A 13,130-nucleotide genomic window follows, 5' to 3' on the forward strand; every position below is an offset into this window, starting at 1 on the left:
TTCCCCGGCCCACAACCTGACATCAGCAAGGTCCCCACCCATAACCGGACCAACGACCGAGCTGGTCAGCAGTCACGGCAAACACCGTTGCAGTATTAGCCTGGATCCACTGGGTCGTCATTCAGCAGGAAAGGTACTTCGCCAGGTCAGCACCACGAACGACGGCTTTTCGGGCTGCACTTACCAGATGTAACCGGTCAGGACCCGGTCCGAGCCCTGACCAGGAGAGACAGTCCTCACCTTTAAAGGTTACCGGTGTATCCGGGCTAAGAATGCCGCAACTCCCCACCGCTCACTGCCCTTTTCTCCCGGTGCGCCGTGCCCCGACGTGCAAGAGGAGCAGGACCACTGCAGCGTGGCAATCCAGGTCCGTCAGCAGTGCGAGATCGACGTTCTCCAGGAGGCGTTCCTGTGCCCGCCCGCCGCGTGTGCGACGGCATTGCCGGCCCCGGTGTCAGCGGTTGGTCCCCTGGGCTATCTCGCCGTGGGTGCTGTGGTGGCCGTCGGCGTCATCACCGCCGTGACGGCCTGGTGGCGGGCGTGGCGTTCGCGGAACTCGCCGAGTCGGCCGTCGACCTGCACGGCCGAGGGTTCGCGGAAAGCCTCGGCATCCCATGCACGGGCACGCTCACCGAGGACATCGGCGCCGAGATCACCACGTTGTTCAGGAAACAGACATGAGCTTCTTCACCCGCCGCCGCGGGTCCGCCGAAGCGCCGCCCCTGGACGACAAGGCCGTCCTGGTGATCGACCAGTACGCGCTGCCGTTCCGGTCACCGCACTGGTACGGCCACGCCAACTACCACGTGCGGGTCTTCCGGCCCGAGAACGCGCCGAAGCCGGTCGTCATCATGGGCGACCTGGACAACGATCCCGACGTCTCCATCACCAACATGTGCCCCGCGGCCACGGCCATTGTCGCCAACCTGATGCTGGGCCACCCCGGCGTGCACCCCACCCGGCTGGAGGACCACGCCCGGTGGCTCAGCTACTACGCCGCCGCCGACGGCGGCATGCGGGAGAGGTTCTGTGAGATGTACGACTTCGACGTGGTGCCCGGCTACCAGCCGCCGCTGGTCAACCGAAAGAGCCGGGCCCTGCATCGGGAAGAGGCCGAGAACCTCGTGGGTGGGGCCCTCAGCAGGTGGCAGCAGCAGGACTACACCGTCGTGGGACTCCAGCGGCGCGGAATCCGTGTGATGCGGGTTCACCCGGCGAGCTCGTGATCCTGGCAGAGCACCTTCCCCTGCGGATCACCATCGGGTGCGCCGAAACCTTCCCGGCCTCCGGCCCGGTCGGCCGCTGGGAACGAAGAACCGACGCCGGGCCACACGTCACGACGTGGGCAGGGTCCTCGCTACCGGCCAGCCGTTCCGCAGGTCCACCCACCACAGGGCCGGCATCAAGCCGCGACGTGTTGGATGAGGACCGAACGAAGGGTCGGCAGACGCTGTGAGAGGGTGCAATATGCCCTACCACCTGCGGTTTATCTTCGAAGCCGGTGTCCCGCACACCCCGCTGTGGCCCGACAACGTCGACAGCCCGTATGGCTATCCCTGTGAGCTGGAGCGCTTGCCGATCAGCCCAGCTACCCGGACCGAGCTAGCGCGGCTGTGCGAGTGGTACCAAACGTCAATCGACTGGGAGTACCCGCCAGATCCATCGCCATGGCGCGAAGAGCGATGGGAATTGTTCAGGCAGCAGGCGGACGCCGCGCTGGAGTCCGTGCGTCATGAGCTGGGTGGCGGCTGGCGCATCGAGGATCGCCGCCGACCGACGTGACAACGGATACCTCTGCAGCGGGCTGAGGGCGTTGAGACCGCCCGCTGGAGGGCCGGTGGCCGCTGCCTACGGGGCCACCACGACCGCTCACGCCCGTCTCCTGGTCGCCCTCAACGAGCAGATAGCCGCGATGGAAGATGGGGTGAAGGCACATTTTCTCGCGCACCCGGACGCTGAGATCTACCTCTCCATGTCCGGTATCGGAGAGATCACCGGCGCCCGGGTGCTCGCCGAGTTCGGAGACGGCCCCACCCGCTACACATCCGCCAAGGCCCGCGAGAGCTACGCCGGAACCAGTCCGGTCACCCGGGCCTCCGGCAAGAGCCGCACCGTCCAGGCCCGCTACGTGCGCAACAACCGGCTCGCCGACGCCCTCCAGCGCCAGGCGTTCTCAGCCCTGCGGGTCTCACCTGGTGCCCGCCGCCACTACGACAAGCAGCGAGCCCGCGAAGCCGGCTACAACTCCGCCCTCCGCCAGGTCGGAAACCGGTTTGTCGGCATCCTCCACGGATGCCTCAAGACCCGCAGCCACTACGACGAAGTGACCGCTCGGGCGCACCACACACACCCATGCCGCTTGACCTCAAACGTCATGGGGTGTCTGACCAGCAACGATGAGTTTCTGAACGGCACAGGTCTGGCATCTGCCCGCCGGCTCCGACCCCTCCATCGGTCTCGTCTTCCTGGCCGGTGAGGGGGTGACCGCACGCTTCGACTACGTGCGCTTCTGCTCCTGACGCCGCTCCGCTCCACTCGCCTGGATGGGCTCCTGTCAGGGACGCCGGATCGGATGTGAGGAGCTTCGGAGAGTTTCCGACAGGGTGTGCAGGCGCACCGCCACCGAGATACGGAAGAACGACTCCGCGTCCCGCCATGTGCTGCCGAGCAGTTGGGTGACCCTGTCGAGCCGCTGTAGCACGGTGTTGCTGTGCACGCCCATCAGCCGCGCGGTGCGGGCGGGGCTGGCGTTGCAGTCCACGAAGTGGCGGAGAGTGGCGAGCAGATCGGTCCCCCGTTCGGCGTCCCAGCGCCGGACGGGGCCGATGGTGCGATCGATGAACTGCCGCACGCTGGTGGGATCGTGGGCGAACAGGGTCGTGTACGGCAGGTAGGCGTCGGCCGCGACCGCGGCCGCCTCGATGCCGAGGGCGGTCAGCACCCGGCTGCAATCCCGGGCCGTCGTGAAACGGGCGCTCAGTTCGTCGAGGCTCTCCACGGGGGGCGCGGCCACGGTCAGCACCTCGCCGACCCCCGTTGCGGCACAGAGGCGGTCGCGGACGGCGGTCGCCGCGCGTTGGGGGTCGCTTTCCGGTACGACGAGTGTGACGACGCCGTCCACTTCGCCCGCCAGGCCGGACGGCGCGGCCACTGTCTGGATGGCCCGCAGCGCGGCACGGCGCTGTTCGGGCGCCACCACGGTGATAACGACGGTGCGCAGGTCGTCCGGGCGCAGTCTGCGGGCGCGCAGCCGGGCGGGCAGACTCGCGTGGCGCCGGGCGTCGGGACTGACGAGGTCGCCGAGAAGCTCACCGCGCACATGGTCTTCGGCGTGGAGGACCGCGTCCTGTTTCAGGGTGAGGAGCGCGGTGATCTGTGCGGCGCGCTCGATGGTCCGCTGCTCCACCGCGCCGAGTTCGACCGTGCCGTCACCGATGAGCAGGCCGCCGAGCATCATTTCTCCGGCGAGCACGGCGACCGCGGTGTGGAACTCGCCGGTCGGCGGGTCCAGCTGAGTGCAGCGTCCGGAGCGCAGGCTGTCCGTGATCGCCGACCGGACGGCGGGCGGGTCGATCACCGAGGAGGTGCTCCGGTCGTCCGATGCGGCGAGCACGGCGTAGGTCTCGTCGAGGATGACCACGGGCCGCTCCAGTGCCGCTCCCAGAGTCCGCGCGACATCCGCGGCGCCCCCTCCGCGCAGAACCGCGGCGGTCAGCTCCTCGTGCACCCGGCCGGCGCGTTCCATCGCCTCGACGTGGTCGGCCAGCGCGTCATAGGCGCGCTGTGTCTCGGCGGCAGCGTCGCGGGCCTGGGTGAGCAGACGGGCCGATTGCAGTACGACGGCGACGTTGTCGGCGAAGGCCGACAACAGCGAGACCTCTTCCGGGGAGAAGGCGTGCTCGGTGCGATTGGCGGCGAACAGCACTCCCAGGACCCGGCCGCCGGCGATCAGCGGGACGCCCACGATGGAGACGAGGCCCTCGGCGCGGACGGCGTTGTCGATGCTGTCGTCATGGGGCACATCGCGCAGCTGTTCATAGCGTGAGGTCCACTGCGGAGCGCGGGACTCGACGATCTTGCTCGCCAGACCGATATGGGGCGGCACCCTCAGCTTCTGGAAGGACGGGGCGACCGCCCCGGCGGTGGAACGCACCCTCAGCTCACGGGTGGTCTCGTCGAACTCCGACAGATAGGTGACATCGGTTCCGGCCAGGTCGTGGGCGCGCCGCACCAGCCGGGTGATCAGCAGATCCACGTCGTGCAGTTCGGCGAGTTCCCGAGCGCTGGAGAATAGGGCGGCCAGTTCCTGTCCGCGCCGGTGCGACCGGGCCATCGCGCCCTGGAGCTCGCGAACCCGGCGGCCCACCTGGGTGGCCGTGGCGGCGTCGAGATGCTCGGTGAGCAGCAGGTCGGTCACGGCGTCGGGCTCGTCCGGGGGGCCTTTCACGGCGAGATCGAGCAGGGCCAGGACGGCGGCCAACGGGACGTCGGCCTGCCGTGCCGCCCGCTCGGGGTCCCGGGGCGCCCCCATGTCCACCACTCTGTCCGCCCTGTCCACCCTGTGTGAATCACCCATTAAAAACTTTGTACCGTGTACTCATGGTACATGGCCGCTGTTACCCGGCGTATCTAAAGTCTGAGGTGTGACAGCGGCGTCATCCAATGAACATCTGCTGTTCACGGGGCCGTACCGCAGGGTCCGGTGCCCACCTCGACCGCAGTGCGACTTTCCGGCGTGACGACGGACTCTTCACCGCAGGACATGATCATGATCGATGAACAGCTACTTCAGCCCACCTGCCGCCGACGATACGGCGGGGCCACGTCACGGCGGCACTCCGCCGTGTGCTCCATGGGCGTGGAGCCCCGGGCGGTTCCCGCTCTGCGGGCCTTCGCCCGCGACGTGGCGACACGGTGGGGGGCGCCCGAGGAGACCGTCGACGCACTGCGCGTGATCGCCACGGAGTTGGTCACCAATAGCGTGCTGCACAGCGGAAGTTCCGAGGTGAGCCTGCTGCTCACGGTCGACGGTTCCACGGCCTCCGTCGAAGTCAGGGACGCCGGCACATGGCGGGAACGGTGCCCTGGCACCGGGGCGCCCGACCAGATGATAGACGGGCGGGGGATGGGCCTGGTCCACGCCTACGCCACAACGTGTCGGGTTCAGCGGGACTCGCAGGGCACGGCCGTCCGCGCCGAGCTGCTGATTCCGCTTCCCGCTCAGCGAGGTCGTCCGCGGAACCTGCCCGGCCGCCGGTCGCCGGCCAGGTGGTGAACCGGACAGCCGCGGCGCCCGGCGCCGCCCTGACCGTCACGCCCCCGGGAGCCATGCCGCTGCTCCCCCGCCCCGCCGGGCCCCTCTCCCCTTGAGCTCGTCACCGAAAGCAGGAGGATCCATGGCAGTCAACAGCAGGCTCTCCGGTGTGAAAGACCTGTCGATCAGTGAGCGCCGCGCCCGTATCGCGCGCGGTGCCGCGGTCGAGCCGGAGAGTCTGGAGGTGCTCGATCCCGAGCACGGCCTCACCCTCGAGCAGGCCGACCACATGGTCGAGAACGCCATAGGTGTCCTCGGCGTCCCGCTGGGCGTGGCCACCAATTTCACCGTCAACGGCCGCGACTATCTGATCCCCATGGCCACCGAGGAGCCATCGGTGATCGCCGCGGCCAGCAACGCCGCCCGTATCGCCCGCGTCACCGGCGGATTCACCACCTCGACCACGGAAGCGCTCATGCGGGCCCAGATCCAGGTCCTCGATGTCGCCGATCCGCACACCGCCCGGCTACGGCTACTCGAAGCGCGTGAGGAGCTCGTCGCGCTGGCCGACGCACAGGACCCTCAGCTCCTCCGGTTCGGCGGCGGCGTCCGGGACGTGGATGTGCATCTGGTCGACGCTCCCGGAGGCACTTATGTGGTGCTGCACCTGATCGTGGACGTACGCGACGCGATGGGCGCCAACGCCGTCAACACCATGGCCGAGGCGATCGCCGGACGGGTCGGGGAAATCGCCCGGGGGCGCACGCTGCTGCGGATCCTCAGCAACAAGGCAGACCTGCGGCTGTGCCGGGCGCGTGCCGTGTTCGACGCCGACGCACTCGGAGGCCCGGAGGTGGTCGACGACATCGTGCACGCCGCCGCCCTGGCCGAGGCGGACCCGTACCGCGCCGCCACCCACAACAAGGGGATCATGAACGGCGTCATCGCGGTCGTGCTGGCCACCGGCAATGACACCCGCGCCGTCGAAGCCGGCGCCCACTCGCACGCGATCGGCCGGTACCGTGGGTACACGTCCCTGTCGCACTTCGAGAAGGACTCCGACGGCAACCTGGTCGGCGCGCTGGAACTGCCGATGGCGGTCGGCCTAGTCGGCGGGGCCACCAAGGTGCACCCGGTCGCGCAGGCCGCTGTGGCCCTGCTCGGCGTCACCACGGCCCGCGAGCTGGGCGAAGTCATCACCGCCGTCGGCCTGGCACAGAATCTCGCCGCGGTCCGGGCTCTGGCGACGGAGGGCATCCAGCGCGGCCATATGTCGCTGCACGCCCGCAATGTCGCCGTCACCGCCGGCGCCACCCCCGAGGAACTGCCGCTCGTGGTCGCCCGGCTGATCACCGACCGGGCCGTGCGTGCCGACCATGCCGAGAAAGTCCTCGCCGAGCTGCGCGGCGAGGGCTGATGCCTCGCCCCACCGCCTGCACGAATCTGAGCCAAGGGAGACGCTGAGACATGGCACTACAGGTTGGTATCGACGTCGGTGGCACATTCACCGACGCGGTCGCGGTCCTCGACGGCCGCGCGGTCCGCGGGAAGGCGTTCTCGACGAAGGACGTCACCACCGGCATCCTGGGCGCACTGGCCGTGCTCCAGGAGCGCGCGGGCATGTCCGAGGGGGAGTTCTACCCAGCCGTCGACCGGTTCGTGCTCGGCAACACGATCGTCACCAATGCGGTCGACGAGCAGAAGTACGCCACGGTGGCGCTCCTCACGACGCAGGGGTTCCGCGACACGATGCGGATCGCCCGGTCGGCGCGGACCGATGAGCGCGACCCGCATAAAATGCTGCCACCGCCCGGCATCGTCGAGCGCGGCCGCGTCATCGAGGTCGCCGAACGTGTCGACACCCACGGCGAGGTCCTTGTGCCGCTGCGGCCGGAGGCCATCGCCGCAGCGGTGGACACCGCACTCGCCACGGGCGCGGAAGCCATCGCCGTATGTCTGCTGTGGTCGTTCCGCAACCCCACCCATGAGCAGGCCATCGGCCGGTATCTGCGGGAGAACCACCCGGACGTCCCGTTCACCCTCTCCAGCAGCCTGACGCCGGTCTACCGTGAGTACGAGCGCATGGTCACCACGGCGCTCGACGCCGCGGTCAAACCGCTCGTCGCCTCGCACTTCGACCACCTCGCCGAGGAGCTGCGCGCCCGCGGCCTGCGTGCTCGTGTGCAGATCATGCAGGTCCACGGCGGGTTCCTGTCGGTCGAGGAGACCAGCAAGGCGCCGATCTCCATGTTCAACTCCGGGCCGGTCGGCGGCGTCACCGGCGCACGTCTGCTCGGGCAGCAGCTGGGCAGGCGCCGGGTGCTGACCGCCGACATGGGCGGCACCAGCCTGGATGCCGCCGCGATCATGGATGATGAGTTCCGGCTGCTCCCGCGGGCCGAGATCGGCGGTCTGCCGACGAGTCTGACCGTCGTCGACATCGAGACGATCGGCGCCGGCGGCGGCAGCGCCGCCTGGGTGGACGGCCGTGGTCTGCTCCGGGTCGGTCCGCACAGCACGGGCTCCACTCCCGGTCCCGCCTGCTACGGCAAGGGCGGAACCCGCCCGGCGGTCACCGACGCCGCACTCGTACTCGGCCTGATCAACCCCGGCTACTACCTCGGCGGGACCGTCGAGCTGTACGAGGACCTGGCGCGCGAGGCACTGCGCGCACATGTCGCGGAGCCCCTCGGACTGACCGAGGACGCCGCGGCCGAGGGCGTGTACCGCCTCGCCACCTCCCAGATGGCGAACGCGCTGCGCAAGATCACCGTCAACCGCGGCCATGACCCGCGGGAGTTCACCCTCGTCGGTTTCGGCGGCGCCTGCGGCCTGTTCGCCGCGAGCATCGCCGCCGAGATCGGGGTGAGCGAACTCGTCATCCCCCGCAACGCCGCGGTGTTCTCGGCCTACGGACTCATGCACGCCGATTCCGTCTTCTCGGCCGTGCGGACCAGCCCCTGGACGATGCGGCAGCCGGCTGCCGACCTGGACCTCGAGTTCCAGGCCCTGGAGCGGCGCGCGCGGGCGTGGTTCGACGCCGAGGGCATCCCCGAGGACCGGCGGGAACTGTTCCGCGAGGCCGACATGAAGTTCGTCGGCCAGATCTTCGAGGTCACCACTCGGCTGAAGGGCGGGACCTTCACCGAGGCGGACAAGGACGAACTGCGCACGCGGTTCATCGCCGACTACGAGACCGAGTTCGGGGCCGGCACGGCCTGGACCGAGACCGACATCCTGCTGGTCAACTCCCGGGTGCGCGCGGTCGGCCGCAGTGATGTGCAGCAGGTCCGGCAGATCGTGGAAGCCGACGGGGAGAGCCACACGCTGCTGCGCCGCACCATCCTCGAACCGGCGACCGGGGCTCGGACCGGGGTGGAGGTGCACCGGGGCTTCGCCGCGCTGGCGCGGGCGAAGGGCCCGTGCCTGCTGGAGGAGCCCGACACCACCGTCTATGTACCCACCGGAGCCACGGTGGAGCTGACCGACGCCGGCCACTTCCTCATCCGGCTCCAGCCGTCCATCTGAACGCCACGGCCCGATCCAGGAGACCCACATGACCGAATCCGCCACCGGCCGGCTTCCCGCCGGGTTCGACCCCGTCACGCTCGAGGTCATCCGTATGCGTCTGGACTCCATCGTCGAGGAGATGGGCATCGCGATGATCCGCTCGTCCGGCTCGCCGGTCATCACCGAGGCCGGCGACTTCAACACCGCGCTATTCGACCCGACCGGCCGCATCTACGCCTACTCCGACTACGTCCAGTTCCACATCGGCTCCGGCAGCGTCGCCGTGCAGAATCTGGTCCGGGAGATCGCCGGTGAGCCACTCGCCCCCGGTGACGCCTTCATCTGCAACGATCCGCACACCGCCGGTGCGAGCCACCCGCCGGACACGAATGTGATCTCACCGATCTTCCACGGTGACGAGCTGATCGGGTGGGCGCAGTCCCAGGCCCATCTCGTCGACGTCGGCGGTATGACGCCGGGCGGCTTCGCCCCCGGGGCCTATGACTGCTACAGCGAGGCGCTCCGGCTCCCGCCGGGCGTGAAGATCTTCGAAAAGGGCGAGCCCGTCGAATGGGTGCGGCGCATCCTGCTCAACAACGTCCGGGTGCCCGCGCTGTTCTGGAACGATGTGCGCTCCCTGGTGGCCAGCAACAACACCGGGATCCAGCGGCTTCTCGCCACGATCGGGGAGTTCGGGCTCGACGACTTCCGCGAGTACACCCGGCTCAGCTTCGAGCTGGCGGAGCAGGTGGTCCGTGACCGGGTGGCGAAGATCCCCGACGGAACGTACGAGGCCGAGGAGTGGACCGAGCACAACGGCCATGCCGATGAGCTGTACCGCGTCGCCTGCGCCATGACCAAGCGGGGCGAGCAGATCACGTTCGACTTCACCGGATCCAGCGAGCAGACCGACGGCTTCGTCAACTGTAGTTACGGAGCCCTCGTCGGAAGCGTCGCCACGGCGGTCGTGCCCATCCTCGCCTGGGACGTGCCGTTCAACGAGGGCGTCATGACCGCCTTCGAGGTCATCGCCGAGCCGGGCTCCATCGTCAACCCCACTCCCCCGGCTCCGATCAGCAACGGGCACCTGACGACCGGCGCCCGCGTCAGCCGGCTGGTCACCAAGCTGATGAACGACGCCTGCCGGGGCAGCGCGGACGAGACCGTCCGCGGCCGCACCCAGGGTGTGTGGGCCGACTCGTGGACCGGCGGCATCTCGGCCGGCACCTCGGACGACGGCGAGTACTTCGTGCTGTTCAACATGGACGGCGGCGGCATGGGGGCGGGAGCCCAGCCGGACACCGACGGTCTGGACTGCGCCGGGATGATGACGCAGGTCAACAACATGCTCCCGGACGTCGAGATGAACGAGATGCTCTATCCCGTCCTCTACTTGTGGAAGCGGCTCAACATCGCCAGCGCCGGGCACGGGGCCCACCGCGGCGGTCTGGGGCTGGATTTCGCCTGGACCCTGCACGGTGCGTCCTCCGCCATGCAGACCGTGTTCGCCCCCAGCGCCCAAGTGGTCGCCGACGGATACGGCGGCGGGCTTCCCGGCGGGGGCAGCGGGCACGAGATCCTGCGCCGGTCCAACATCGCCGATCTGCTCGCCGCGGGCACCGTGCCCACCGACGACAGCCTCGCCTGCGATGTGCGGGACCTGCTGGCCATCAACCAGTCCTCGGTAAGGATCTCGGCCGCCGATGTCTTCGTGCAGTGGATCGCCGGTGGCGGCGGGTATGGAGACCCCCTCCTGCGTGACCCGCGGCGCGTCGCCGAGGACGTCCGGGACGCGTACATCACCGACCACACGGCATCCGCCGTCTACGGGGTGGTGCTGGCCGACGGTGCCGTGGACGCCGTCGCGACGGCGCGCGCACGCGAGGCGATGCGCGCCGCCCGGATCGGCGGGGACCCGACCGCGCCGGTCGCCGCCGACGCCGCCGCCGGGGCCTCCGCGCCCCGCCATGCCGCGGACGGCTGGTACTGCCCGGCCAGCGGTGCCCTGATCAGCATCAAGGACGACTGGCGGCAGGACGCCATCGTCACCACGCGGGTGGCCGCCGACCGGCTGGGCGAGTACGGCGTCCGCGTACGCCCCCGGAACAACGGGCAGCGGGTGCTCCTTGAGGAGTTCTACAGTCCGCGCTGCGGCACCCTGCTCGACGCACGCATCCGGGTCGAAGCCGCCACGACCGGCTGATTCCACAGCGGTATTCGAAAAAGGAGGTGTGGTCGCGTGACGGAGTTCAACGCCGAGTTCGACCTCGGTGCCGTCCTGCCGGGCGGTCCCGCACGCGGGGCGCTGCGCGGGGTCGTGGTCCTCGACATCACACGGGTGGTCGCCGGACCGTTCTGCTCGATGATGCTCGCGGATCTCGGAGCGACGGTCATAAAGATCGAGAATCCGAAAGACCCGGACTATGCGCGCGAGTTCCCCCCGTTGCTGACGTCGCCCGAGGGCGAGGCGTTCAGCGCGTTCTTCGCCCAGTACAACCGGAACAAGCTCGGCATGACCCTGGACCTGTCCCGGCCCGAGGGCAAGGAACTGCTGCGCACGCTCGTCAGCCGCGCGGACGTCCTGGTCGAGAACTTCCGTGGCGGGACCATGGACAAGCTGGGCGTCGGCTACCGCGAGCTGCGGAAGGTCAATCCGCGGCTGGTCTACACCGCGATCTCCGGCTACGGCCAGACCGGCCCGTACCGGCGCAAGCCCGCGTACGACAACAGCGCGCAGGCCACGGGCGGTCTGTGGTCGATGAACGGCTTCCCCGACCGCCCGCCGGTCCGGGTCGGCACCATCATCGGCGACCTGTCGGCCACCCTCTACGCCGTGATCGGCACGCTTGCCGCGCTGCGGCACGCCGAGCGCACCGGTGAGGGGCAGTTGGTAGACATCTCCCAGCAGGACTCGGTGCTCAGCCTGACCGAGAACGCGGTCGTCTCGCACACCGTCGAGGGCAAGGTACCGGCTCCCCTCGGCAATGAGCATCCATTCGTCAAACCCTATGAGCTCTATCCGTGCGAGGACGGCTTCGTCTTCTTCGGCGGCTACACCGACAAGTTCTGGCGGTTGACGTGCGAGATGTTCGGCGAACCCGAGCTGGCGGCCGACCCGGAGATCAACACGATGGCCAAGCGATTCACCCCGGAGGTCTACCAGCGCCGGGTACGGCCGCTGCTGCACAGGTGGTTCGCCGATCGCGCCAAGCTCGAACTGGAGGAACTCGCCGGTGACCTCGTGCCGCTGAGCGCGATCAAGGACATCGGAGAGGTCATCGCGGATCCCCAGATCCAGGCCCGGGACATGATCGTCGACGTCGAGTACCCGGATTTCGGTCCACTGCGCATGGTCGGCTCACCGGTCAAACTCGATGTCACCCCGGCCCGGCCCCGGGGACTGGCTCCCCAGGTCGGTGAGCACACCGATCAGTTGCTGCGCGCCTTCGCGGACCTCTCCGAGGAACACATCCGCGCCCTGCGCGAGGCGGGGGTGGTCTGAGATGAGCGGCATCACCCTCGACCGTGACGGACCGGTCGCGCTCATCTGGTTCGACCGACCGGAGAAGCTGAACTCACTGACCCTGGCGATGTACGAGGAACTGGGAGCGGCCTTCGACGAGGTCCGCGACGACGAGTCGATCGGCATCGCGGTCCTCACGGGCGCGGGGCACCGTGCCTTCTGCGTCGGCGCCGATCTCACCGAATCGATCCCCGCGCTCGCCGAGGGGCGGTTCGACATCTCCTGGTGGGACAGGGCCCACCAGAAACACACCACCTTGTTCAAGCCGGTCATCGCGGCGGTCAACGGGCTCTGTCTCGGCGGCGGATTCGAGATCATGCTCTCCACTGACCTGCGGATCGCCGCCGACACGGCCGAGTTCGGGCTCCCCGAAAGCGGTGTCGGAGTCGTCCCGGCCGGCGGCACCCTGACGCGGCTGACCCGGCAGATCCCGTACGTCTGGGCCATGGAGCTGATGCTGCTCGGCGACCGGATCACCGCGGCCACCGCCCTGCGGTACGGCCTGCTCAACGCCGTGGTGCCGGCCGAACGGTTGCTCGAGGCGGCGATGGACCGGGCACACCGGCTCACCGCCCGCAGCGGCACCGCCCTGGAGACGATCAAGGAGTCGGTGCTGCGTCTCGGGGACCTCCCGCAGGACCAGGCATTCCACAGTGAGGCGCTGTACGGGCAGCGGGCGTTCACCTCCCCGGACGCCCATGAGGGACTGGCCGCGTTCGCCGAACGCCGTCCGCCCGACTTCCCCTCCCGCCGGAACGTGAACAAGCCCCCCGCATGACGGCTCCACGCAGGAACGTCGCCCGCCGTCCGCCGTCGCCGGACGTCCGTCGCCGCCCGCGGCGT

At 69.2% G+C, this 13,130-nt stretch carries 11 protein-coding genes and 1 pseudogene; 11 read left to right on the forward strand and 1 reads right to left on the reverse strand.

Annotated elements, in window-relative coordinates:
* The first annotated feature begins 540 nt into the window (after positions 1–540).
* The 5 genes and pseudogenes from ACFYOY_RS40915 (at position 541) to ACFYOY_RS40935 (ending at position 2,476) form a co-directional block, all read left to right on the forward strand.
* Positions 541–681, forward strand: a complete 141-nt coding sequence (locus ACFYOY_RS40915) for a hypothetical protein (RefSeq protein ID WP_351903650.1) — start codon at positions 541–543, stop codon at positions 679–681.
* Complete coding sequence (locus ACFYOY_RS40920) at positions 678–1,226, forward strand: hypothetical protein (protein ID WP_351903652.1); 549 nt, start codon at positions 678–680, stop codon at positions 1,224–1,226. Before ACFYOY_RS40915 ends, ACFYOY_RS40920 begins: the two co-directional genes overlap by 4 nt.
* Positions 1,227–1,256: 30 nt before the next feature.
* Positions 1,257–1,425 (forward strand): annotated as a pseudogene (locus tag ACFYOY_RS40925) (transposase); the annotation flags it as partial.
* Positions 1,426–1,467: 42 nt separating this feature from the next.
* Complete coding sequence (locus ACFYOY_RS40930; protein ID WP_351903655.1) at positions 1,468–1,782, forward strand: hypothetical protein; 315 nt, start codon at positions 1,468–1,470, stop codon at positions 1,780–1,782.
* 55 nt (positions 1,783–1,837) lie between these two features.
* Positions 1,838–2,476 (forward strand): transposase, encoded by a 639-nt coding sequence (locus ACFYOY_RS40935; RefSeq protein WP_351903658.1) that lies wholly within the window; start codon positions 1,838–1,840, stop codon positions 2,474–2,476.
* Between the two features lie 78 nt (positions 2,477–2,554).
* Here the strand turns inward: ACFYOY_RS40935 and ACFYOY_RS40940 are convergent, their stop codons facing one another.
* Positions 2,555–4,531 (reverse strand): helix-turn-helix domain-containing protein, encoded by a 1,977-nt coding sequence (locus tag ACFYOY_RS40940; protein WP_388592790.1) that lies wholly within the window; start codon positions 4,529–4,531, stop codon positions 2,555–2,557.
* Positions 4,532–4,768: 237 nt separating this feature from the next.
* On the opposite strand from ACFYOY_RS40940, the gene ACFYOY_RS40945 reads away from it, so the two are divergent.
* The 6 genes from ACFYOY_RS40945 (at position 4,769) to ACFYOY_RS40970 (ending at position 13,065) form a co-directional block, all read left to right on the forward strand.
* Positions 4,769–5,275 (forward strand): ATP-binding protein, encoded by a 507-nt coding sequence (locus ACFYOY_RS40945; protein ID WP_351903664.1) that lies wholly within the window; start codon positions 4,769–4,771, stop codon positions 5,273–5,275.
* A gap of 121 nt (positions 5,276–5,396) precedes the next feature.
* The gene (locus ACFYOY_RS40950; RefSeq protein WP_351903667.1) at positions 5,397–6,671 is read left to right on the forward strand and encodes a hydroxymethylglutaryl-CoA reductase, degradative; all 1,275 of its coding nucleotides are present in this window, start codon (positions 5,397–5,399) and stop codon (positions 6,669–6,671) included.
* 50 nt (positions 6,672–6,721) lie between these two features.
* Positions 6,722–8,782, forward strand: a complete 2,061-nt coding sequence (locus tag ACFYOY_RS40955) for a hydantoinase/oxoprolinase family protein (protein WP_351903670.1) — start codon at positions 6,722–6,724, stop codon at positions 8,780–8,782.
* A gap of 28 nt (positions 8,783–8,810) precedes the next feature.
* A complete protein-coding gene (locus ACFYOY_RS40960) occupies positions 8,811–10,967 on the forward strand; it encodes a hydantoinase B/oxoprolinase family protein (RefSeq protein WP_351903673.1) in 2,157 nt (718 codons plus the stop codon).
* A 36-nt stretch (positions 10,968–11,003) separates the two neighbouring features.
* The gene (locus tag ACFYOY_RS40965) at positions 11,004–12,266 is read left to right on the forward strand and encodes a CaiB/BaiF CoA transferase family protein (RefSeq protein ID WP_388592795.1); all 1,263 of its coding nucleotides are present in this window, start codon (positions 11,004–11,006) and stop codon (positions 12,264–12,266) included.
* 1 nt (position 12,267) lies between these two features.
* Positions 12,268–13,065: an enoyl-CoA hydratase/isomerase family protein gene (locus ACFYOY_RS40970; RefSeq protein ID WP_351903679.1), complete on the forward strand. Its 798-nt coding sequence runs from the start codon at positions 12,268–12,270 to the stop codon at positions 13,063–13,065.
* Positions 13,066–13,130: the final 65 nt, after the last annotated feature.

This window comes from Streptomyces sp. NPDC007875 (assembly GCF_042868035.1).
Taxonomy (GTDB): domain Bacteria; phylum Actinomycetota; class Actinomycetes; order Streptomycetales; family Streptomycetaceae; genus Streptomyces; species Streptomyces antimycoticus.

What these genes read in the sequence shown, in the direction of transcription:
- ACFYOY_RS40920 (WP_351903652.1), top strand. Translation starts at nt 678, where the DNA reads ATGAGCTTCTTCACCCGCCGCCGCGGGTCCGCCGAAGCGCCGCCCCTG.
- ACFYOY_RS40960 (WP_351903673.1), top strand. Translation starts at nt 8,811, where the DNA reads ATGACCGAATCCGCCACCGGCCGGCTTCCCGCCGGGTTCGACCCCGTC.
- ACFYOY_RS40970 (WP_351903679.1), top strand. Translation starts at nt 12,268, where the DNA reads ATGAGCGGCATCACCCTCGACCGTGACGGACCGGTCGCGCTCATCTGG.
- ACFYOY_RS40940 (WP_388592790.1), bottom strand. Translation starts at nt 4,531, where the DNA reads ATGGGGGCGCCCCGGGACCCCGAGCGGGCGGCACGGCAGGCCGACGTC.
- ACFYOY_RS40950 (WP_351903667.1), top strand. Translation starts at nt 5,397, where the DNA reads ATGGCAGTCAACAGCAGGCTCTCCGGTGTGAAAGACCTGTCGATCAGT.
- ACFYOY_RS40955 (WP_351903670.1), top strand. Translation starts at nt 6,722, where the DNA reads ATGGCACTACAGGTTGGTATCGACGTCGGTGGCACATTCACCGACGCG.
- ACFYOY_RS40930 (WP_351903655.1), top strand. Translation starts at nt 1,468, where the DNA reads ATGCCCTACCACCTGCGGTTTATCTTCGAAGCCGGTGTCCCGCACACC.
- ACFYOY_RS40945 (WP_351903664.1), top strand. Translation starts at nt 4,769, where the DNA reads ATGATCGATGAACAGCTACTTCAGCCCACCTGCCGCCGACGATACGGC.